We start from the raw sequence: 23792 nt of genomic DNA on the forward strand, positions 1-23792 counted from the left end.
TTCATCACCCCGTTTTAATGTAATTTCTTTTGCAACTTGTACATTTCATTCATCGCTTCAAGAGGTGTCATATCCAGTATATTAAGTGATTTGAAGGCATCGAGCACTTGCTTTTCTTTTTTTGAAAGCTTCGGTGCTTCAGCCGGCTTTTCCGCTTCGTCAAAAAAGGACAACTGTGCCGGCTCTTCTTTCATCACAGATTTCTGCACCGGCACTTCCGGTTTGTTCCCTGAATGCTCAAGATCCTTTAAAATATCTTGAGCGCGCGCAATGAGATCTTCCGGCAGCTCGGCAAGCTGGGCTACATGGATACCGTAGCTTTTGTCGGCTGCTCCCTCTTTTATTTGATGAAGAAAGACAACCGTTCCGTTATATTCTTCAGCGCGAACATGAACGTTTTTCAGCTGCGGCAGCTTGTCCTCAAGAACGGTCAGCTCGTGATAGTGCGTACTGAATAGCGTCTTGGCGCCGATATGATCGTGAACGTATTCGATAATCGCTTGCGCCAGCGCCATCCCGTCATAAGTGGACGTTCCCCGTCCGATTTCATCAAACAGAATAAGGCTGTTTTCCGTCGCATTGACAATCGCATTTTTAGCTTCTAGCATTTCCACCATAAATGTACTTTGTCCGGAAATCAAATCATCTGCAGCGCCGATTCGCGTGAAAATCTGATCAAAAATCGGAAGCACCGCTTTCTTCGCGGGGACAAAGCAGCCGATTTGCGCCATGATGGAAATGAGCGCGATTTGTCTCATATACGTGCTCTTCCCTGACATGTTTGGACCGGTAATGAGAAGCATTTGTCTGTTATCGCCCATCATACAATTGTTCGGGACATATTCCTGGCTGTCCATGACTTTTTCCACAACCGGGTGTCTGCCTTCTACCACTTCGACTTCATCTTCAGAGAATTCCGGTTTCGTATAGTGACGATTTTCACTGATTGTCGCAAAGCATTGCAGTGCGTCAAGCTCGCTCATCTGCTTGGCAAGCTGCTGCAGCCGCGGAATATACAGTTTCACTTTTTCACGCAGCTCGGTGAACAGCTCGTACTCCAGCTCGCAGATGTTATTTTCCGCTTCTAAAATGAGCGCTTCTTTTTCTTTTAATTCAGGTGTAATGTAGCGTTCTGCATTCGTTAACGTCTGCTTCCGCTCATAGCGCCCTTCCTCAAGCAAGTGCAAATTCGCTTTTGTCACTTCAATATAATAACCAAAAACTTTATTGAAGCCGACCTTTAAAGAGCGAATGCCCGTGTATTCCCGCTCCTGCTGTTCCAGGCGGGCAATCCAGTCTTTCCCGTTTCTGCTTGCATCACGGTATTCATCAAGCTTTTGATTGTATCCGTCTTTAATCAGGTTCCCTTCTTTTAACGATAAAGGAGGATTCGCGTACAGCGCTTCTTCCAGCAATTCAAGTACATCCCCGCAAGGATCAATCCGCTCCGCGCGTTTCTTGGCTTTGTCATGAGCCAGTGAAGCAACCAGCTGTTTGATGCCAGGCACTTGCTTTAACGATTCCTTCAGCTGAATTAAATCCCGGGCATTGACATTTCCGAAGGCGACGCGGCCTGCAAGGCGCTCTAAGTCATATACTTCTTTTAAACGTTCACGCAGGTCTTCCCGTTCGAAGAAATGGGACATCAATGTTTCCACCATTTCCTGGCGCTCTTCAATTTGATTGACTCTGATAAGCGGCCGGTCAATCCACTGTTTCAGCAGCCTGCCTCCCATTGCAGTTTTTGTTTCATCCAGCAGCCACAAAAGAGAGCCTTTTTTATTTTTTGAACGGATCGTTTCAGTCAGCTCCAGATTGCGCTTTGAATACAAATCAATTTTCATTGCTTCCTCTAACTCATACACCTGTACGGACTGAAGATGATCGAGGCTGCGCTTTTGGGTTCTTTTCAGATACGTGTATAAACGCAAAAATGTTTTTGTGACATCTTCATTATTTAAGTGCTCAATGATCGTTACGTGTTCGTCTGTTTCTCCATCTTCAATTGAGATCGTTGCACCGCACCGCTCTTTCAGCTGTGCGACTGTATCGGCATCCATGCTTCCTGAAACGACGATTTCCCGTGCGCCGACTGAATAAATTTCTGATATGACATCTTCTATCCGCTCAATCAAGACAGCCAAATTTTCTCCCGTTGTTAAATCAGACAGTGCCAACCCGTATCCGTTCGAGCAGTCAGAAACAGATGCGATAAAGTTGTTTTCTGATTCATGGATGCCTTTGCCGTCCATTACAGTTCCGGGCGTAATCAGCTGTACCACTTCTCTTCTTACAACACCCTTTGCGGCTTTCGGGTCTTCCGTCTGTTCACAGATAGCCACTTTGTACCCTTTTTTAATCAGCTGCTCGATATACGCAGAAGCGGAATGATACGGCACACCGCACATCGGTATTTTTTCAGCCGCACCGCCGTCTCTGCTCGTTAATGTAATTTCCAGCTCTTGTGACGCTTTTTTGGCGTCCTCAAAAAACATTTCATAAAAATCACCAAGGCGAAAAAATAAAAAGGCATCCTGATGCTCTGCCTTTATTTTTAAATATTGCTGTATCATAGGCGTATAACCGGCCATCGTTTAATCCCTCACTATGTATCAACGTTTCTATTTTCCAGACTTCATTATAACATAAACAAAAAGTGATAAAAGAATGATATATCAATATAAAAAAGAGACTTGGGGTACCGTCTCCCCTAGTCTCTTTTTTATTCTTCAGGATCTCCCACTAAAAATTCAGGATTGATGTCTTCGAGCTCTTCATCAAGCTCATCTTCCCAATCTTCTTCGTCATCTTCTTCCCAGTCAGGATTAACCTCAATAACAACCTTTGTTTCCCCTACCACTTCCGCTAAGAATTCCCTTTCTGCCTGCACAACAATTTTATTTCCATTCGGTGAAATGGTCACTTCAAGGCAATTTGGCTGCTGAAGGACTTTGGCAATCACTTCATGCTCATCATCTAAGTAATTGTTGTCTCTGTATCTGAGTTTAATGACATCTACGTATTTTACCCGTTCTGTGACAACCTCTGTTTTTGTGTTGTCCGCGTAAGAGTACCATACGTTTATATCATAATACCCTTCAATTTCTACTGTTTTCCCGATTTTTTCAGCGTCATACTTGTGGTTAATGATCCAACCGCCCAAAATGCTGCTCGGTTTTTTCTCAGGGGAGATGGTATTGGTGCATTGGGTGAATTTTCTGCCTTTCGCTACTACCGCCTTCGTAATAATTTCCCTGTATTCAGACATTCCGGCATGCCTCCTTGTTCTTCTTCGTGTTATCTTATGCTGGGCATTTGTCTAGTGTGCATTTTTATAAATAAAATATAAAAATACAAAGTTTCTGTTCCATTGTATGCAGGCGTGCCTAGAAACTTTACTTTTAAGTGCGATAAAGTTCATCGCGGCTGAGCACAGAAAAACAAAATGAACATTTGGCACATAGATTATTTAGTTCATTTTTTCGCTTGAATATAAAAAAACACGGGCCTGTAAAGGCACCGTGTTTAGAAAGAACAGCTGTTATTTGAATGTTTCACCTTCGAACCGGTTTCCCCTTTCAGCAGGTTGCCTCCGGTTGACGTGATGATTTCATTTGTGACTTGATTGGAAATGGTGTGTGCAACGAGCTGCAGAAGGTCATTTACCTCCGTCTGCGAGTCCCTGAATTCCTGGATGACAGGGATCTGTTCAAGCTCTTCTTGCAGCGCGTCAATTTTTGCTTCTGCTTGTTTGAGCGCTTCATGCTTTTCATAATGCTTCAGATTGACAGCCTGCTTTTGGAGGGTTTTAATCTGATTAACGATTGCAGATACTTTGTCATTCTCATTAATTTGCGCTTCAGCCCGTTTGAAAAAATCAACCTCTTCAGTTTCAGAGATCATTTTTGCAAGGTTTCGTGCCTGTTGCACGATGTCTTTTTTTGAGTAGAGCGTCATCTTATTTCACCTCGATTGCTTCTCCTACCATTTCTCCGTCAAGCGACCATGTTTTCGCTTGCTGGATTTTCACGCGGACAATTTTGCCGATGGCTTCCTTCGGCCCTTTGAAATTGACAAGCTTGCTTTTTTCAGTGTAGCCGGCAAGAATATCAGGGTTATTTTTGCTTTCACCCTCAACTAATACTTCGACAACCTTGCCTTCATATTCCTTCATTTTTTTAGCAGAAATTTCATTCACCAGTGCGTTCAGGCGCTGCAGACGTTCTTTTTTCACGCGCATCGGTACATTGTCTTTCATTTTAGCAGCCGGAGTGCCCTCACGCGGAGAGTAAATAAACGTATAGGCGCTGTCAAATTCCACTTCGCGGTATAGAGAAAGCGTTTCTTCAAACTGTTCGTCCGTTTCGTTCGGGAATCCGACGATAATGTCCGTTGTTAAAGAAGCGTTTGGCATTGCCTCTTTGATTTTTCTAACAAGCTCCATGTATCGCTCTCTGTCATATTTTCGGGCCATCAGCTTCAGAACCTCTGAGCTTCCTGATTGAACCGGAAGATGAATGTGGTCGAGCAGGTTGCCGCCTTTTGCCAACACGTCAATGAGACGGTCGTCAAAGTCACGCGGATGACTCGTTGTAAAACGGATTCTCGGGATATCGATTTTTCTCAATTCGTCCATCAAATCACCGAGGCCGTACGTGATATCTTCAAAGTCTTTTCCATACGCGTTTACGTTTTGGCCTAATAATGTAATTTCTTTGTAGCCTTCGCTTGCGAGCCTTCTCACTTCCTGAACAATCTCTTCAGGGCGGCGGCTTCTTTCTTTTCCGCGTGTGTAAGGCACAATGCAATACGTACAGAATTTGTCACAGCCGTACATGATATTGACCCAGCCCTTAATTTTTCCGCTCCGGACTTTCGGAAGGTTTTCAATAACGTCCCCTTCCTTGGACCAAACTTCTACGACCATTTCTTTTGAAAGGTATGCTTCTGACAAAAGCTCCGGCAGGCGATGGATATTATGCGTTCCGAAAATCATATCGACAAACGGATGTTTTTTTAATATCCGGTTCACGACTGATTCCTCTTGAGACATACAGCCGCAGACACCTAAAATAAGGTCAGGATTGTTCTTTTTCAGCGCTTTTAAGTGCCCCAGTTCACCAAACACCTTATTCTCGGCATTTTCACGGATGGCGCATGTGTTTAACAAAATGACATTGGCATCGTCAACAGAGTTTGTCGCTTCGTAACCGAGCGCCATAAAGATCCCTGCCATAACCTCTGTATCATGTTCATTCATTTGGCAGCCGTACGTACGGATATAGAACTTTCTTCCGTCTCCTAATCCTTTAAATTGTTCAGAAATTTTAAAGTCATTATGATAGGTAACGGCTTCCTTGCCTCGTTTTTTCGCATCTTTTAAGGAAGGCGGAATATAAACAGCTTCAAAGTACTTGCTGTAATCCTTCTCGGATTTTTTGTCCGATGGATGAACTTGTCCGCTCTCTAATTTTTGTTTTTCATTCATGTCATGATTTCTCCTTTCAAACCAAACTTCCACCCTTCAGTATAAAGGTTATTGAAGCTCTGCACAACTGGCAACCTATCATTGTACACTTATTGAGAATAATAATCAATAAGGAATCAAAAGAGGAAGAGTATACTCTTCCCCTTACAATAGCTGGAGCTCCTTAGCCGTCTTTTCGATGACGTCAAGCGCCTGATCCAGTTCTTCTTTGGTGTGCTCAGCGGTAATCATTGTGCGGATTCTGGCTTTCCCCTTTGCAACAGTCGGGAAAACGATGCTTTGGGCAAAAACGCCGCGAGAAAGGAGCTGATCAGAAAATTGCTTTGCCACACCTTCATCACCTATTAAAATAGGCAGAATCGGCGTTTCACTCTGTGTGAGAGTTAGACCCATCTTTACAAGCATAGATTTAAAATAGGCCGTATTCTCCCATAAGCGCTCCATATGCTCCGGCTCTTCCAGCAAGACATCAATCGCTTCCATACAAGCTGCAGTGACAGCCGGCGGATGGGACGTGCTGAATAAAAACGGACGGCCTTTATGGCGCAAATAATCGATCAGCACCTTTGAACCGGCAGCGTAGCCGCCGAGCACTCCGATTGCCTTGCTTAGCGTTCCGACTTGAATATGGACTCTGCCATCCAGACCGAAGTGATTCACCGTTCCCCTGCCGTTTTCGCCAAGCACTCCTGATGCATGGGCGTCATCCACCATCACAAATGCGTCATATTTCTCAGCTAGCTCTACAATATCAGGCAAAGGGGCTATATTGCCGTCCATAGAAAATACACCGTCAGTCACAATCAGACGCATCCGATAATTCATTGACTTTCTCAGCACCCTCTCTAAGTCACTCATATCAACGTGCTGATACACCTTTTTATCCGCCTTTGTCAGTCTGATACCGTCAATAATAGAGGCATGGTTTAATTCATCTGAGATGACAATATCATCTTTTGAAAGAATACTTGAAAGTACGCCTTGGTTTGTTGTGAAGCCTGATTGGAATACAAGTGCCGCCTCCGTTTTTTTAAAGGCTGCCAGCTTTTTCTCGAGCTCTTGATGCATTGTAAATGTACCGGCAATCGTTCTCACTGATCCGGTGCCGGCTCCAAATTGCTGGACGGCCTCCTGTGCGGCTTTGATGAGTCTTGGGTGTGAAGTGAATCCGAGGTAATTATTGGAAGAAAGCTGAATAACATTTTTATGATTTACTGTGACAGAAGGGCCCTGCATTGATTCAAGCTGTTTTATCTCTTGCCACGTATGATTTTCTTTCATTCTATCAAGCTCTGCTTTTAAAAACTCAAATTCCTTCGTCATGTTTATCCCCCTTTTATGGAATTAAAATCACTTTTCCGCACTGGCCGCTTCTCATCAGTTCGAATCCTTTCTCAAACTCCTCTAACGGAAACTGATGGGTAATAACAGGTGAAAGATCGAGTACATTTGATTTGAGCAATTGAGACACCTGCCGCCAAGTCGAAAACATTTTTCTTCCGGTGATTCCTTGGATTGTTAGTCCTTTAAATACCACTTTATTCGTCAAATCAATTGTCACTGGGTGTTCCGGCAAGCTGAGAATATGAAATCTTCCCCCATTTGCGGCCATCGCCAGACCCTGCGCTATAGCTGCGGGATGGCCGGACATCTCACAAACGAGATCCGCTCCTTCCCCACTTGTTAAAGCGCTTACAATTTTGAGCGGGTTTTCTTTTTCAATAGAAACAGTACATGCAGCTCCCATTTGTTTGGCAAGCGTCAACCGATACTCATTTTTATCAATCGCTATTACTTGAGAAGCACCTGCTGCTTTTGCAACCGCAACAGCCATAAGGCCAATCGGTCCACATCCAATGACTGCAGTTGTTCCTCCTGCTGGCTGGCTCTCAAGCACTGTATGAACCGCATTTCCTAAAGGCTCTTGAATGGAAGCAATCGCCGGATCCATATCGGCGGGGTTTTTCCAAACGTTATCAGCAGGAACTTTTACATATTCCGCAAAACAGCCTGCCGTGTCCACCCCGATAATAGCAGTATTGGTACAAACATGAGATTTTCCGGTTACGCAAGGGACACATTCTCCGCAGACAATGTGCGTTTCCGCAGACACATACTCCCCCACTTTTATACTGCCGGCATTCTCTCCTACAGATTCAACAATACCGCTGAACTCATGGCCGAAAACATAGGGTGTTTTGATTCTCTGACGTGCCCATTGATCCCAATTATAAATGTGCACATCCGTGCCGCATATTGAAGCAGCTTTCACTTTTATGAGGACTTCATGTTTATCGATCTCAGGAATGGGAACTTCAGTCAGCACAGCACCGAACATCCCGTCCTTTTTCATTAGAGCTTTCATCTTTCCACTCTGCATGTACAATCCTCCTTGAAAAATTCTTGTTACATTTGGATTGTACCATGATATGGAATAAGCGTAAACAGCACTGTCTTCTTGAGAAAGACAAAAGTATCCGTCTTGAAAAATGGGCGGATTTTTTTTTTGAAACGTTCTAGGTCATTGCTGACTTTTGTATATCACTCATTTATATGACGAAAATACTATTGGAAGAAAACATCACAATAAATGAAAAACAACCTGTTTGCATCATGCAAACAGGTTGAGAATGCTTTATTTGTTTTTAGCGAGGCTCCACGATTAATTTAATTGCCGTTCTTTCTTCCCCGTCGATCTGAATATCGGTAAAAGCCGGAATACAAATCAAATCAACGCCGCTAGGCGCCACAAATCCCCTGGCAATCGCCACAGCTTTTACAGCCTGGTTTAATGCACCCGCTCCAATCGCTTGAATCTCGGCGGCTCCTCGCTCTCTTAACACACCCGCAAGCGCACCTGCCACTGAATTTGGACTCGATTTTGCTGAAACTTTTAAGATTTCCATTTCTGCTCCCCCTTAGTTTTACAATGGATAAGTGAGTGTTCATTAGAACAATCATTATTAGATGTTGCTATCCAAAAAGCCATCCCCACAATGCTTTTCAAAAATAGCGGGCTACCTTCCATTTTTACTATATTCACTAAGGAGTTGCTATATTCCTGCTTTTCTTTTTAATATTTTTATAAAATAACCATATGTTCAATTATTCAAAGAACATGTGATCATCATTGATCAAGATCCGGTCAATTTTGACAGCCTTTTTCGTTTGGTCGTCGATGTCAATGACAACTCCGCTCAGCGTTGTTTTTCCTTCAGCGACAGTAAAGCGGACTGGAAGGTTCGTTTTGAATCGCTTAATAATCGTCTCTCTGTCCATCCCCAGTATACCGTCATATGGGCCAGTCATCCCTACATCAGTAATATATGCCGTACCCTTTGGAAAAATGCGGTTATCCGCTGTTTGCACATGTGTATGAGTTCCGACGACAGCTGATGCCCGGCCGTCTGTATACCAGCCAAGTGCGAGCTTTTCACTTGTCGCTTCGGCATGGAAGTCGATAAAAATGTACGGTGTTCTTTTCGCAGCTTCGGCAATCAACTCATCCGCTTTTAAAAACGGATCATCAAGCGGCGGTAAAAACGTGCGTCCTTGTAAATTAATGACGGCAAGCTCTTTGCCGTTTGCTTTCACATATGTGATCCCTTTTCCCGGTGTTCCTTCTGGAAAGTTTGCAGGGCGAACCAAGTTCGGAACGTCATCTATAAAATCGAAAATTTCTTTTTTGTCCCATGTGTGGTTCCCCATTGTGATTGCATCGGCGCCAGCCTGGATTAAGCTGTGATAATTTTTTTCCGTCAGGCCTTTTCCATGTGCGGCATTTTCACCATTAATAATAGTAAAGTGAGGCTTATATTTTGATTTTAGCTTTGGTACATATTCTTTGACCATGTCACGGCCCGGTGAACCGACAACATCTCCGATAAATAAAATTCTCATTTTGTAAAAATCCTTCCTAATCTTCAAATTCTTTGGCCGTCAAAAAAATAAAGTGATGCTTAGCGCATCACTTTATTTTGCATACTCAACGGCTCGGGTTTCTCTGATTACTGTCACTTTAATATGACCTGGATAATCGAGCTCGTCCTCAATTCGCTTACGGATATCTCGCGCCAGTCGATGAGCTTCAAGATCATTAATTGAATCCGGCTTCACCATAATACGCACTTCGCGTCCAGCCTGAATGGCAAATGATTTTTCAACACCTTCGTAGGACTCAGAAATTTCTTCGAGCTTTTCAAGTCTTCGAATATAATTCTCGAGCGTCTCACTTCTTGCGCCAGGTCTTGCAGCGGAAAGCGCATCTGCTGCCGCTACCAGCACAGCGATAATGGAAGTCGGCTCTTCATCCCCGTGGTGTGATGCAATACTGTTAATCACGACTGGGTGCTCTTTATATTTAGTCGCAAGCTCAACTCCGATTTCAACGTGGCTTCCTTCTACTTCATGATCAATTGCTTTTCCGATGTCGTGAAGTAGGCCTGCACGTTTAGCAAGCTTTGCGTCTTCTCCAAGCTCCGATGCCATTAGGCCGGCCAAGAATGCGACTTCCATGGAATGCTTAAGCACATTTTGACCATAGCTTGTACGGAACTTTAAGCGGCCGAGAATCTTGATGAGATCTGGGTGGAGGCCATGAACACCAACCTCAAATGTCGTTTGCTCACCCATCTCACGAATATAGTCATCGACCTCGCGGCGAGATTTTTCTACCATTTCTTCAATCCGTGCCGGATGAATACGGCCATCCTGAACGAGTTTATCAAGAGCAATCCTTGCTGTCTCACGTCTGATCGGATCAAATCCGGAAAGAATGACAGCTTCAGGTGTATCATCAATAATCAGGTCAATTCCTGTCAGCGTTTCAAGCGTACGAATGTTACGCCCTTCCCGTCCGATGATACGTCCTTTCATCTCATCATTTGGAAGATTAACAACTGATACCGTTGTTTCAGCAACGTGGTCCGCTGCGCAGCGCTGTAAGGCGAGTGAAAGAATGTTTTTCGCTTTCTTATCCGCCTCTTCTTTCGCGCGGTTTTCAGTTTCTTTTGTCATGATGGCGATGTCATGTGAAAGCTCGTTTTCAACCCGTTCAAGGATGATTTGTTTTGCCTCATCACGAGTCAGACTCGAAATTCGTTCCAACTCTGACTGCTGCATACGAATCATCTCATCCACTTTGCTTTCCATCTCTTCAATATGTTGTTGTCGTTCATTCAGAGAATGATCTTTCTTCTCCAACATCGCTTCCCGTTTATCAATTCCCTCATGTTTGCGATCAAGGTTTTCCTCCTTTTGGAGTAAACGGTTTTCTTGTTTTTGAAGCTCATTTCGTCTTTCACGAACTTCCTGTTCAGCATCTATTCGAAGTTTGTGGATTTCATCCTTTGCTTCAAGCAGAGCTTCTTTTTTCAGTGCTTCAGCATCACGCTTTGCATCTTCAAGAATTTGCTCGGCTGCACCGCGTGCGCCCGCAATTTTCGCTTCGGCAATGGTTTTACGAACAAAGTAGCCAACAACTAAACCGAGTAGAATCAGCAAAATGGAGATGAGAACCATCATAATTGGGGTCATACTTTCACCTCCTCTTGCTATGAACTTGGTTGTTGCTTAAATAAGTGTCGGCATGTACATTGTCTAGTTTTCTCAACATACAGAACCTTCACAGGGAATGAGTATTTTCATCGCCCTTGTCAAGTTTAAATGGTTTAACAATCATGTTAAAAAAACAAATGTTACAACTTCATTGTAAATGTGTCGGAAATACTTGTCAAGCTTGCCATCTTAACGTTTGCAGACCAGTTGCCTTTTTGGTGCTGCGTGCAATCCTTCCCAAAAAAAGATCATGAATCACTCTTGATTCAGAAGCTGGTATATTTTATTGTTCACTTGGCCTAGTTTAGCGTTATTTTGAATGTTCGACAACAAAATAACAATGGTTTGCCCAGATTTGCTAAAACTGTTCAAGATGTTGAAGCCCGGCATGACACCATGGTTTGAATAGCTCCCGGGAGCAATATAAAATCCCATACCGTATGTGGAGCTGCTCCCCGGTGTAAACATCTTTTCATAGCTTTTTTGCGAATACAGTTTGCCGTCTATTAGCGCTTGGTCAAATTTGTACATATCTACAGCGCTCATATAGATATCACCGGCTCCATACAGCTGGGATAAATCGGGCATATACGGTGTAATTGATCTTCTGGCCTTCAGCTTATAACCGACAGCCGGATAAGGTTCTTTATGATATGTTTTGTAAAAGCCCGCATGCGTCATCCCCGCCGATTTAAAAATATGATTCGTTATGTATTTTTCATAGGACTCACCGCTTGCTTCAGCAACAATATAAGCGAGAACAGAATAGTTGGAATCCTGATAGTCCCATACGCCCGGCTGACGTTTGATTCCCTGACGTTCTATGTCTTTTATTAAATCGTCCGGAGTGATTGCCCCGTTACCCTCAATATGTCCGTTTATTCCAGATGTATGTGTGAGCAGATTCTTCAAAGTAATCGTTTGTCCGTTAGGGAATTGAGGTAAATACGTGCTTACCGGATCACTTGTCTGAAGTTTTCCCTTTTCCTCAAGCTGCAAAATAGCGGTTGCAATCAGCGCTTTTTGTGACGAACCGACATAAAAAGATGTCAAAGGATTATTGTGAATGTGATGTTTACGGTCTGCATAACCAAAACCTTTATGAGTTACGATTTCTCCATTTCTGACAATCATGGCTGTTCCGCTGAAACCGATCTCATTTAAATAATTGCTGATTTTTTGATTACGGTCCACTGTTTTGATTTGTTCCTCTGTTTTTTTGGCGGTTTTCTCTTTAGCCTCTTTTTTCTGACCGGTATCTGAAACTGCTGCAGTTTCTTGAGATGGCTCGTTCTCTTCACTATCTCGATGAAGCGCATTCCAAATCGAAAAGCAAATCATCGCCGCTAAAAAACCAAGCAAAAGTTTGCCTCTTTTATTTAGTTTTTTCCGTCTGCGTTTCGCAGTTCTTCTGCTGGTTGGGCTTGTCATTTATTTTTTCCTCCCAAAATAAATAAATCCATTTTGCACACGTTTTGTTAGACGAATGAGGCACTGAAAAAGTTGTCAAAAAAAGCAATATTTTTATCATTTTTTGCAAAAATAAAAAGGCTGAGTTTTTCACCCAGCCTTTAGTATCATTTCAAACTGATTTTATTTTTATTCTTTAAATTCTAATTCTTCTTGTGCCTCTTCAGCTTGCTGCACTGCTCCGTGATTATCCAAGCCGTAATGTTCGCGAATTTGCTCCTGGATCATTAGCATGATATCTTTATTTTCTTTCAAGAATTGTTTTGCATTTTCACGGCCTTGTCCAAGACGCTCTTCTTCATAAGAGTACCATGAACCGCTTTTTTGCACGATATCAAGTTCAGTTCCAAGATCAATGATTTCGCCTTCTTTTGAAATGCCTTCTCCGTACATAATATCAACTTCGGCTGTACGGAACGGCGGTGCCACCTTGTTTTTCACGACTTTGATTTTCGTTTTGTTCCCCATTACGTCGTTGCCTTGTTTCAGCTGTTCAGCACGGCGCACTTCTAGACGTACGGAAGAGTAGAATTTCAGCGCACGGCCGCCAGGAGTTGTTTCCGGGTTCCCGAACATAACACCGACTTTTTCACGAATTTGGTTAATGAAAATCGCGATTGTCTTCGATTTGTTAATGGCTCCTGAAAGCTTACGAAGCGCTTGAGACATTAAGCGTGCTTGTAAACCAACATGCGAATCTCCCATGTCGCCTTCAATTTCCGCTTTCGGAACGAGAGCCGCCACAGAGTCGACAACAACAATGTCAACTGCACCGCTTCGAACCAACGCTTCCGCAATTTCAAGCGCCTGCTCGCCTGTGTCAGGCTGAGACAGTAAAAGCTCTTCGATGTTGACACCGAGCTTTTGCGCGTATACCGGGTCTAACGCATGCTCTGCATCGATAAACGCGGCTTGTCCGCCCTGCTGCTGAACCTCAGCAATCGCATGAAGCGCCACAGTTGTTTTACCCGAGCTTTCAGGACCGTATACTTCAATAATCCGTCCGCGCGGATATCCGCCAATTCCTAGTGCCGTATCAAGAGTGAGGGAGCCGCTTGGGACAGTAGAAATTCTTGTATCTGTCTTTTCTCCCAGTTTCATAATGGAACCTTTGCCGAACTGTTTTTCTATTTGTTTAAGAGCCATATCTAAGGCTGCCTGACGATCACTCATTCTATTTTTTCCTCCTTTATGTTACCACTACATATACTATACCCTGTTTGAAGGGATTTGCCAAGAAAAAAGCGAACGCATATTCGGATTTTTTCTTGGCGTGATTTCTATCAAAATACCATAATGGATCAGAGAAATCATGTTTTCTTAGGAGGATAATGTGCTGAAAATATTATTTTTGTTCTAAAAGCTTCAAGATTAAATGGCAGCCGTATTTGGCGCCGCGTTTTCTGATTCCCGTTCTGGAACCCGCAAAGTGAAACTCGTGAACCTCTTCTTTTCCATTTGCTGAAATGCCGATAAACACATGTCCAGGCTCATGCCCTGCTTGCGTATCAGGACCTGCTACACCGGTAAAGCTGATGCCGATATCGCTGCCAGTGAGCTTTTGAACACCCTTTGCCAGCTCTGATGCGCACTCCTTGCTGACCGCCCCAAAACGGTCTAAAGTATCCTTCTTGACGCCAAGCACATGCTGCTTCACGTCGTTTGAATAGCAAACAACGCCGCCGGTAAATAGTGTTGAAGCACCGCTAAGATCCGTCAGCCATTCAGAAAACAGCCCGCCGGTAAAGCTTTCTGCGGCGGCAATCGTAATGCCTTTTTCCTTACATGCTTTAGAAAGCTCTTTTACAAGGGAAGTATCATCGTAGCCATAGAAAAATTCCCCGACACGTTCTAAGATAACAGCCTCTGTTTCTTTTAACAGACGCCCCGTTTTCTTTTCGTCAGCATGTTTGGCTGTCAGACGCAGCGTTACCTCTCCGTCAGCCGCCAAAGGAGCGATTGTCGGGTTCGTTTGCGCATCAATAATATCTTCCAAGTCGGCTTCAAGCTGAGATTCGCCGATACCGAAAAAGCGAAGAACGGTTGACACAATTTTTTCATTTGAGCCCATCTTTTTCAGCAGAAGAGGCTTTGCCTCGTTTTCAAACATGGGACGCAATTCGCTTGGCGGCCCAGGAAGAAGCATATAAAAGCGCGAATCGTGCTCTGTGAGCATTCCCGGCGCCATTCCGAAGTGATTCGCCAGTACGTCAGATCCTTCGATCACAAGCGCCTGTTTTCGGTTATTAGGTGACATCGTTCGTTTTGTCCGTTTGAAATAATCCTCAATGGATTGGAACGCTTCATCATTTAATACGAGCGGACGGCCCAGCACATTTGCAATCGTTTCTTTCGTCAGATCATCTTTTGTCGGTCCGAGACCTCCTGAAAAAACAATGAAGTCAGATCGTTCTTCAGCAGTACGGATGACCTGCTTCAGCCGCTCCGGATTATCTCCGACTGCTGTATGATAAAATACGTTCACTCCGATTTCAGCGAGCTGTTTGCTGATAAATTGAGCATTTGTATTGGCGATTTGGCCAAGCAGCAGCTCAGAACCGACTGCAATAATTTCTGCTTTTTTTGGAAATTCCATGACGTAAGTCCTTCTTTCTTAATTAGATGTTTTCAGCGATTCCCAATTTTTGGAGAAGTATTCCCAACCTGAAACGACAGTAAAGAAGACGGCTACCCACAGCGCCAAGTCAGCAAACGGGAATGACACAAGTTCAAACGGAAGATTATGAAGAAGCAATGCGGAAACCGCAATGATTTGTGCCCAGGTTTTAATTTTACCAAGCGTATTAGCTGCTACGACTTCTCCAGTTCCGGCTAAGACAAGCCTTAAACCTGTCACGGCAAACTCCCGGCTGATAATCACAATGACCATCCAAGCTGGAGCAAGATCAAATTGAACAAGGATAATTAACGCTGCGGATACAAGCAGTTTGTCCGCAAGCGGATCAAGAAATTTCCCGAAGTTTGTCACGAGATTCAGCTTTCGGGCATAATACCCGTCCACCCAGTCTGTTGTGGCTGCAACAATAAATAGAATAGCGCCCGCCAAGTGTGCGACTGGGATCGATTCGTCTCCAAATTCGAGCCTGCCCCAGTCAAACGGCGCCAGCATGATCACCATGAAGATTGGGATTAATGCGATTCTAGCTAGTGTGATTTTATTTGGTAAGTTAAACATAAAGCCCCTCCAATTTCATACTCGGACGTGAAGAAAAGTCACCTGGTAATTAAGATGACTTTTCTTCCTTTTTATTTACAATCTTTATGGTTTGTGCCATCACATCTTTCGGATCAAGTTCATAGGAAAGAACCTTACCGTTAATTTTTATTTTCAGATTAGGTGCATATCCGGTGCGGATTTCAACTTGTTTCTGATCGGTTATGTCTTTTTTATAGGTTTCGTCTTTTTTCAGCGTTCCCTCTTTTAAAGAGCTGCTGTTTTCATCGCGCACTCGAATCCAAGAGCTGTCTGATGCCTTCAATTCAAGCTCGATTTTATCAGCGCCGGACACTTCATAAGTTGTTAACGATCCTTCAGTGCCAGTTGCTTTAATCTCCAGTTTATCACTGTCACTTTCTTCTTTTTTATCTTCATTTTCTTTTGTTTCTTTTTTAGTGTCAGCCTCTTTTTCAGAGCTGTTATTTTGATTCTCTTTTAGCGTTGAATCTTTAGGGATTTCGTACTTGCTTTCACTTTGCGTAATTGTCTTTTCCGAAGCTGAATGATTATCATCGCTGCTTTTATGATTCGTAAATTGTATAATCGCGTACACAATCGCAATCACAACAATTACACCTAGAATCACAAGTATCGTTGGCAGCAGTTCCAGCGCCTTAGATGCCGACTTTGGCATCTCCTTTTGAAGCTTCATGCCCGAGATCTTTTCAGACACATCGTCATGATACGTATTCGGGATATCTTTTTTATGCTCCTCAAACAGCTGATCGGCATCAAGCCCGACGGCCTCGGCATATTGCTTGATGAATGCCCGAACATAAAACTTCCCCGGAATAATGTCATAGTTTCCTTCCTCCAAGGCGGTTAAATACCTTTTTTGAATCTTTGTTGCCGCTTGGAGATCATCCAATGACATTGCTTTTTCCTCTCTGGCCTCTTTCAGCCGGATTCCTAGTTCAGTCACAACAAACACCTTCCAATTTTAAAAATCAAAGCTTGAAAACCCGGATTGATCAAACAGTTGGGGTTCCTCAGCATGTTCATATGTAATAACCTCATCGGGGCCATTTCTCAGTTCAATAATATAATCAAAGTCATCTAGTGTATACTCTGTGTTTTGAACGAATATGTCAGGATGCTCCACCACTTTTGTTGCAGGCAGCCTCATGATTTCTCTGACCAGCTGGAGATGGCGTTCTGACCCTCTTCGTGTTGATACAATTCCATCAACGATAAAAACATTTTCAGTGCTGTATTCATCGGCAATCAGCTGGCTTCTTATTGTCTGCTTCAGCAAGGTTGATGACACAAACAGCCACCTTTTGCTTGCGCACACGCTGGAGGCCACGATTGATTCCGTTTTTCCGACACGCGGCATCCCTCGGATTCCGATTAATTTATGGCCTTCTTTTTTGAACAGTTCGGCCATAAAATCGACTAATAAGCCTAGCTCGTCTCGTTCAAAGCGGAACGTTTTCTTGTCATCGGCATCCCTTTGAATGTAACGGCCGTGACGTACGGCAAGACGGTCGCGAAGCCTTGGTTCTCTCAGCTTCGTTACTTTAATTGTTTCCATCGTTTTTAAGATTGATTCTAACCGTTTAATTTGATCTATATGGCGGCACCTGAGGAGCATTCCCCTTCTGGAAAGATCGACGCCGTTTATCGTTACGATGTTAATAGAAAGCATCCCAAGAAGAGATGAAATATCCCCGAGCAGTCCGGGGCGGTTCACTTGAATTTCATATTCAAAATACCATTCGAGCTTTGCCAAATGATATACCCCCTTCATTGTGGCAAAATTTTACCTTCCTTTATCATAAAGCATTTTTCTCTAATTAGAAAGAAGAATGTTGCTGTGATGAGGAAAACATAAAAAAGAGAGGAAAAATCTCCTCTCTTCCTAGTGAGTGCTGTTATTTTCAACAAGCTTAACCATCATATTGGCAATAGCGTGCTGTTCATCTTTTGATGCTACGCTCCAAAGATCTGCCAGCACTTTTTCCTGCTCGTTTTTAGATTCCACTTCATTAGCCAAGTAACCGCCGATTTCTGTCGCAAGTTCTGTAATGGTATCCTGGCTCATGCCTTTATCTTGCGCATAGTTCAAACGGTCGCCAAGGAAGTTTTTCCAGTTATCCCAGTTTTCTAATACTGACATGCTCGTTTCCTCCATTTCATGTGAAGTTACAAGATTATTGTGTCCTTCGCAAAAGAAACTATACACCGAATATTTTCGGATCAGCAGTGCCAGCCGCCATTCACCGACAGAATTTGGCCGGTGATATATGACGCTTTTTCAGACAGGAGAAAAACTGTTGCATCCGCAATTTCTTGCGGCCGGGCCAGCCGGCCGATCGGGATCTCATCAGCGATCTCTTCTTTTTCAGACGGGGTAAATTGATTCATCATATTTGTATCAACCGCGCCCGGCGCTACAGCGTTTACTCTGATTCCGCTTGGCGCCAGCTCCTTAGCCAGTCCTTTTACAAACGAGTGTTGAGCTCCCTTTGCCATACTGTACAGCACTTCACAAGATGCTCCAGTCTCTCCCCAAATAGAACTGACAGCCACAATCGCTCCTGTTCTATTCCGGATCATGCCTGAAAGAAGGTTTCTCGTCAACATATACGGACTTGCCACATGGAGCTGAACCATTTCCTGGACCGTTGCATTATCTACATCCGTAATCAACCCAAAATGGCTTCTGCCGCTATTTAAAATAATGGCATCAACCGGCTGAACAATTGATCTTGTCAGCTTATCTGCTCCTTCCGGTACGGACAGATCGGCTTGCAAAATCTCAGCATGAATGCCAAACGCCTCTCTTAGTTTTTCAGCAAGCTCCGATGCTGCGTTTTGATTTGTATTGTAATGCAGCAGCAGATTGTATCCCTCTGCCGCAAGCGTTTCGCTTATGCTTTTACCGATGCCGCCGCTTGCTCCGGTGATCAATGCTGTTTTTTTCATCCTCTTTCCTTCTTTCCGCAGAAAAACACCCCTCACACAGGAGGGATGTTTTGTTATGATTTGGGAACAACCTTACAGACAGTCAACCTGTCTGCAGCAATTTCCTCTTGTATGACTTGCCGGACATCTTCGAGGGTAATTTGCTCGAGAACCGATACGACGTCAAACAGGCTCATACCCAAGAAAGCATAACGGGTAAATTGATTGGCGATGTATTCAGGTGAATTCAGCGCCTTTAGAAATGTACCGATCTTTTTCTTTCTGGCAAGTTCAATCTTTTCAGCAGTAATCAATTCACCGGCGCGCAGAAGCATGCTTGAAATGTCTTCAGCCAATTGATCAGGTTCCGGCGTATCACCGCCGATCGCCGCAAAACCGAACCCATATTCAGCAGTAAAATCAAAGCTGAACGTTTCGTCAATATACCCTTTTTCATAAAGTGATTCGTACTGGGCAGAGCTTTTGCCGAAAAGAGATTCAAGCAATAAGTTCATTGAAAGTTCATGCTTTAACAGCTCTTTCCCTAATTTAAACGGGTTCTTTGATTTTAGCCCGACAAGGCATTTCGGTCCCTGCACGTTCATTTTGATTTCTTTTTCTTTCCGGAACACCGCTTCTTGCTCTTTTACTTCTTCACGTTTGATCTCCGGCTGGTCTGTATACGGCTTTCTCTCCTGATTTTCTCTCACCTGAGAAATGATCGCTTCAGGATCTACAGGACCGACAATAAAGAGGAGCATGTTGCTAGGGTGATAAAACGTTTCATAGCATTCATAAAGATTGTCTTTTGTAATATGTGAGATGCTTTCCACTGTTCCGGCTATGTCAATTCTGACAGGATGTTCTTTGTACATGTTTTCAATGACCCCGAAGTAAAGCCTCCAATCAGGGTTGTCGTCATACATGTTAATCTCCTGCCCGATAATCCCTTTTTCCTTTTCAACCGTTTTTTCAGTAAAATACGGATCCTGCACAAAATCAATCAGCGTCTCTAAATTGCGTTCAACATTCGATGTGCTTGAGAAAAGATAAGCCGTTCTTGTAAATGACGTAAACGCATTAGCAGAAGCGCCCTGTTTGCTGAAATCTTGAAAAACGTCTCCATCCGCTTTTTCAAACAGCTTGTGCTCAAGAAAATGAGCGATGCCGTCCGGCACGTGAACCATTTCATTTTTACCTAAAGGGACGAATCGGTTATCTATAGAACCATACTTTGTAGTGAAAACCGCATACGTCTTGTTGAAGCCTTTTTTCGGCAAAACGTAAACGTCAAGGCCGTTTGGCATTTTTTCATGGTACAGCGTCTCCTGCAGCTGTTCATATTTGATTGGTTTGATCAAGATGCACCCTCCGTCCCTTTTAAGAAATAAGTCGTATCAAGCTGAATCTTTTCGCCGGCTTTCATGATATCCTCTTTTGTGACCTGATCAATATTGGCGAGAAAGTCTTCGATTGGAATATCGACTTGGGCAGCAGCCTGCTGATATAAAAATTCAGATAGACCGTACGCAGTATCAATGGTTTCCAGCACTTGATTTCGAATGACAGCCTTTGTCTGAGCGATATCCTGCTCACTGTATTCGCCGTTTTTCATTGCCTGGAATTGCTCAGTAATAATAGAAACTGCCTGTTCATAATTTTTCACTTCAATGCCCGACATCACCATTAACAAGCCTTTAAAACTTTCTATACGCGAAGCGGCGTAATATGCAAGACTGGCTTTTTCCCGAACATTGATGAAAAGCTTGGAGTGAGAGAATCCGCCAAACAGCCCGTTAAACACTTGCAAGGCAGGATAATACTGATCCGTATAAGTGATACTGGTGCGGTAGCCAATATTCAACTTCCCTTGTTTGACATCTTCATCATCAATTACTTCTTTAGGCTGTGCGTTTTGCTCAGAGTGATTGTTTTTAATCATGCCAAGGGTGCGCTCTTCTGTTTGAAAATACTTGTCAATTGACGCTTGCACTTGGTTACTGTCCACATCGCCAACGACATAAAGATCAAGCTGGTCTTTTTGGATAGCGCTTTGGTATGTTTTATATAATTGATCTGCTGTAATGGCATCGACATCTTCCATTTCCCCATTGACATGAAGCGCGTAAGGCTCATTTTTGCACATTTCCTGTATCAGCCTTAAATTCGAGTAGCGCATTTTATCATCATAGACCGCTTGAATTCTCTGCTTGAGCGTCCGTTTTTCCTGAGCCACATATTGTGATTGAAAAGCGCCCTCCTCCAGAGCAGGTGAAAAGACGATTTCTGCGAGAAGCTGCAGTCCTTTTTCAAGAAGCGGCGTTTGATTTTTTAAATATTTTTCATTCGGGATTTCAAGCCTGAACGTAATGACGTGCCGCTCTCCTTTTTTCGAAAGATCAGCTGAAACGGACGTGCCGTACAGTTCATCTAAATAAGAACGTAATTCTGCGGTTTTCGGATGGCTTTTTGTTCCGCGAAGGAGCACATGCGGGAGCAGCGCCCTTTTGGTGACTTGCTCCTTTGTCAGCGGCGCAAGCATTTTAAAAATAAGCGAGACGGTTTTGAATTTTTCTGTTTCTACAATGTGCGCGGTTAAACCGCCATGCTTTGTTTTGATTTCATTTACATATGACATATGGAACCTCCTTCGTTCATTTCTTATTAGTATGTATTATGACCCATTTTCAGCATACGCAGAATCACTCTTTCATGTAATTATAGCAACTGTAGGATTTATAAGGAAATAATAACCTCCGCCAGACAAGACGGGGGCTGTATCGATTCATCCTTTTTGATTTGAAAGGCCGCCGCCGAATAGCCGCACCATGACAGGCACAAACAGCGGCAGAACGATAAATGCGCTCAAAGAGAAGCCCTGTCAGAACGACAGCGGGGCTCTTCCGATTATAAATTACAGCATAATGATCCGAGAGAAGAGTGTCAATATTCGCTATTTTCACAGCGAAAAAAAGACGGTTGGCTAGACCGTCCCCAAGTTTTTTTCTTCCTCCTCACTTTTTTTAGTATCCACAGTGAAGATGACTAAGAATAAAGCAACGATGCTGCAAAACGCCGATAAAATGAAAATCAGCCAGTCTGCATTAGACATTAATGCCGCAAACACAGGGGGGCCGAGAGCTACTCCTATAAAGCGCATGCTATTGTAAAAGGAGGAAATGGTTCCGCATTCCTCGCTTTCAATTCCTTCGGTTATCAGTGCATCTAAAGCAGGAAGAGCCATTCCAATTCCAATCCCGCCAAAACTTAAAAAGACAAATAAAAAATAAAAACTGTGATTCCACCACAAAGCTATATACGACAGGCTTAACATAATCATTCCTGTAACAACACAAAACTTCATTCGGCCTTTATCTTTGCCAATCTTTTTGCCAGCTATATAGGAACTGGTTGACAAAAATAAAAGTGGGATTGCCAGTAATCCGCCTTTAGCCACTCCGTCAATGGCATACTTCTTCTCCAGCGTATCTGATAAATAAAATAGTACGCCGAATAACAGAAACATAATGACACACCCGATAATAAAGACCGTATAAAGCCAACGTCCGTCCTGCTTAAAGATTTTCCGCACATTCTTAATAAACTCAGAAACCGCAGGCGCATCCTCATCTTCTTCAGGTTGGGCCACCAGAAACAACACGAGCAAAAAGCTGATCAAACAGAAAAACGGAATAAACCAAAATGGTACAAACCAGTACCATGTAGCCAGTAAGGCGCCAAGTATGGGACTCAGTACCTTCCCTGATGTATTGGCGGTTTCAATATCGCCAAGACCGGCGCTGACCTTTTCATCGTCTCCTTCAAACAAATCGCCGATAAACGGCATGACGATAGGAGCTGCACCTGCTGAACCGATGCCTTGAAGAACCCTCCCCGCCAAAATCATAGCGTAGGGATTTTTCATATAGGTTGAAGCAAAAGCAGCCACCGCCCCTCCCAATCCTGCAATGAGGAGACATGGAAGCAATATTTTTTTCCTCCCGAATCGATCTGACAGATACCCCGCAATCGGTATGCAAATAATTGCCACCACCGAATATACAGTAATGATTAAAGACACTTGAAATGAAGTCACCGACAGCTTTTTTTCCATCATCGGCAGAACGGGAATCAGCATGGAATTTCCAAGTGTCATCACAAGCGGTACGGAAGACAATGCAATAATATGTTTCATTCCATCTTTCTTTCTCAACATTTTCACCCATTCACTTTCTTGTCATCCCTTATATCTTGCGTTAACGGGCGTGAAAGTATGTACAAAGAAACATGAATCAGTGCAAATAAAAAAACAGACACATCACAGGCGTCCGTTTTAGAATCGTTTACGCAAAACATGAAATCTGAATTTATCCGCTCTAAAGTAATTTAAAGAGTAAAGCACCGGTTTATCGTGCTGATCGTAATGGGTTTGTTTTAACAGCAAAAGAGCTGTTTCCGGATCGCATTCAAGCACCGGAGAAATGGTATCATGATAGCCGATCGGCTCAATATCAGTCACGGCATAGCTGATCACGGAGCCTGAATTTTTCTCAAGTAAATCAAACATAGATTCTTGCTGGTGAGAAAAAGAATTCGGCAAAATATCCATCGGAATTTTGTCTATACAATACACAATCGGCTGTCCGTTAGCTGTCCTGACTCGTTCGAGGTAAAAAAGTTCCTGCCCCTCTTCCAAGTGAAATCTCATCATATCATCCTCAGACGGCATAAGCACTTGTGATGATAGAAAAATCGTGCCAGGCGTCATATTTGCCTGTTCAATCATCTTGGTTACACTGTTCAGCTGTTCAATGCCCGAAAGAAATAACGGCTTAGAATGGACAAAAGTGCCTACACCATGCCTTCTGATAATCACATGCTCTTCTTCAAGGATCCGCAAGGCTTCTCTTAGCGTCGCTCTGCTGACACCAAGCTTTTTGGAAAGCTCAAATTCAGAAGGCAGCTTTTCCTTCTCAGTGTAGATTCCATTTTTAATATCCTCTTTAATTCGTTCAATTACTTTTAAATACAAGTGCCGATTATCAGCTTTTGTAGACATGTTTTCCCTCCGTAAACCACTTTCGATAAAAATTATTGAACAATTGGGACAACTATATCATGTTTTGTCGAAAA

Annotated in this window: 21 protein-coding genes; all 21 read right to left on the reverse strand. The window is 43.3% G+C overall.

Going from position 1 to position 23792, the window contains the following annotated elements; translation table 11 throughout:
- Positions 1–14: 14 nt before the first annotated feature.
- Positions 15–2591 carry a DNA mismatch repair protein MutS gene (gene mutS, locus V6D44_RS00770; protein WP_087991665.1) on the reverse strand — a complete coding sequence of 859 codons (2577 nt, stop codon included), beginning with the start codon at positions 2589–2591 and terminating at the stop codon, positions 15–17.
- A gap of 131 nt (positions 2592–2722) precedes the next feature.
- Positions 2723–3268, reverse strand: coding sequence for an outer spore coat protein CotE (gene cotE, locus V6D44_RS00775; RefSeq protein WP_087991664.1), 546 nt, complete (start codon positions 3266–3268; stop codon positions 2723–2725).
- 257 nt (positions 3269–3525) lie between these two features.
- Positions 3526–3957, reverse strand: coding sequence for a regulatory iron-sulfur-containing complex subunit RicA (ricA, locus tag V6D44_RS00780; RefSeq protein WP_202327667.1), 432 nt, complete (start codon positions 3955–3957; stop codon positions 3526–3528).
- A gap of 1 nt (position 3958) precedes the next feature.
- Entirely contained in the window at positions 3959–5488 is a 1530-nt protein-coding gene (miaB, locus tag V6D44_RS00785) for a tRNA (N6-isopentenyl adenosine(37)-C2)-methylthiotransferase MiaB (RefSeq protein WP_333516219.1), read from the reverse strand.
- 144 nt (positions 5489–5632) lie between these two features.
- A complete protein-coding gene (locus V6D44_RS00790; protein ID WP_333516220.1) occupies positions 5633–6811 on the reverse strand; it encodes a glycine C-acetyltransferase in 1179 nt (392 codons plus the stop codon).
- Positions 6812–6824: 13 nt separating this feature from the next.
- On the reverse strand, positions 6825–7868 hold the full coding sequence (gene tdh, locus V6D44_RS00795; protein ID WP_333516221.1) for an L-threonine 3-dehydrogenase: 1044 nt from the start codon (positions 7866–7868) through the stop codon (positions 6825–6827).
- A gap of 265 nt (positions 7869–8133) precedes the next feature.
- On the reverse strand, positions 8134–8394 hold the full coding sequence (gene spoVS / locus V6D44_RS00800) for a stage V sporulation protein SpoVS (protein ID WP_003154135.1): 261 nt from the start codon (positions 8392–8394) through the stop codon (positions 8134–8136).
- Between the two features lie 199 nt (positions 8395–8593).
- Positions 8594–9388: a 2',3'-cyclic-nucleotide 2'-phosphodiesterase gene (gene ymdB / locus V6D44_RS00805; RefSeq protein ID WP_148961786.1), complete on the reverse strand. Its 795-nt coding sequence runs from the start codon at positions 9386–9388 to the stop codon at positions 8594–8596.
- 72 nt (positions 9389–9460) lie between these two features.
- Positions 9461–11023 (reverse strand): ribonuclease Y, encoded by a 1563-nt coding sequence (rny, locus tag V6D44_RS00810; RefSeq protein ID WP_003221010.1) that lies wholly within the window; start codon positions 11021–11023, stop codon positions 9461–9463.
- Positions 11024–11299: 276 nt separating this feature from the next.
- Positions 11300–12475 (reverse strand): serine hydrolase domain-containing protein, encoded by a 1176-nt coding sequence (locus V6D44_RS00815; protein ID WP_333516222.1) that lies wholly within the window; start codon positions 12473–12475, stop codon positions 11300–11302.
- 168 nt (positions 12476–12643) lie between these two features.
- Positions 12644–13687: a recombinase RecA gene (recA, locus tag V6D44_RS00820; RefSeq protein ID WP_087991658.1), complete on the reverse strand. Its 1044-nt coding sequence runs from the start codon at positions 13685–13687 to the stop codon at positions 12644–12646.
- Positions 13688–13859: 172 nt separating this feature from the next.
- The gene (locus tag V6D44_RS00825) at positions 13860–15110 is read right to left on the reverse strand and encodes a competence/damage-inducible protein A (RefSeq protein ID WP_333516223.1); all 1251 of its coding nucleotides are present in this window, start codon (positions 15108–15110) and stop codon (positions 13860–13862) included.
- An 18-nt stretch (positions 15111–15128) separates the two neighbouring features.
- Complete coding sequence (gene pgsA / locus V6D44_RS00830; protein WP_333516224.1) at positions 15129–15710, reverse strand: CDP-diacylglycerol--glycerol-3-phosphate 3-phosphatidyltransferase; 582 nt, start codon at positions 15708–15710, stop codon at positions 15129–15131.
- 49 nt (positions 15711–15759) lie between these two features.
- Entirely contained in the window at positions 15760–16674 is a 915-nt protein-coding gene (gene rodZ / locus V6D44_RS00835; protein ID WP_087991655.1) for a cell shape determination protein RodZ, read from the reverse strand.
- An 18-nt stretch (positions 16675–16692) separates the two neighbouring features.
- Positions 16693–17484 carry a DUF3388 domain-containing protein gene (locus tag V6D44_RS00840; protein WP_087991654.1) on the reverse strand — a complete coding sequence of 264 codons (792 nt, stop codon included), beginning with the start codon at positions 17482–17484 and terminating at the stop codon, positions 16693–16695.
- Between the two features lie 129 nt (positions 17485–17613).
- Entirely contained in the window at positions 17614–17871 is a 258-nt protein-coding gene (locus V6D44_RS00845; RefSeq protein WP_087991653.1) for a DUF3243 domain-containing protein, read from the reverse strand.
- Positions 17872–17951: 80 nt separating this feature from the next.
- Positions 17952–18680, reverse strand: a complete 729-nt coding sequence (gene ymfI, locus V6D44_RS00850; protein ID WP_087991652.1) for an elongation factor P 5-aminopentanone reductase — start codon at positions 18678–18680, stop codon at positions 17952–17954.
- Between the two features lie 53 nt (positions 18681–18733).
- Entirely contained in the window at positions 18734–20020 is a 1287-nt protein-coding gene (yfmH, locus tag V6D44_RS00855) for an EF-P 5-aminopentanol modification-associated protein YfmH (RefSeq protein ID WP_333516225.1), read from the reverse strand.
- Positions 20017–21297, reverse strand: a complete 1281-nt coding sequence (yfmF, locus tag V6D44_RS00860) for an EF-P 5-aminopentanol modification-associated protein YfmF (RefSeq protein ID WP_333516226.1) — start codon at positions 21295–21297, stop codon at positions 20017–20019. The genes yfmH and yfmF overlap by 4 nt, the downstream gene beginning before the upstream one ends.
- Before the next feature lie 345 nt (positions 21298–21642).
- Positions 21643–22854 carry a bacillibactin exporter BcbE gene (bcbE, locus tag V6D44_RS00865; protein ID WP_087991668.1) on the reverse strand — a complete coding sequence of 404 codons (1212 nt, stop codon included), beginning with the start codon at positions 22852–22854 and terminating at the stop codon, positions 21643–21645.
- Positions 22855–22992: 138 nt separating this feature from the next.
- Positions 22993–23718: a GntR family transcriptional regulator gene (locus tag V6D44_RS00870; protein WP_087991649.1), complete on the reverse strand. Its 726-nt coding sequence runs from the start codon at positions 23716–23718 to the stop codon at positions 22993–22995.
- Positions 23719–23792: the final 74 nt, after the last annotated feature.

Source organism: Bacillus sp. 0209A, from assembly GCF_036765095.1.
Classification (GTDB): Bacteria; Bacillota; Bacilli; order Bacillales; family Bacillaceae; genus Bacillus; species Bacillus subtilis_G.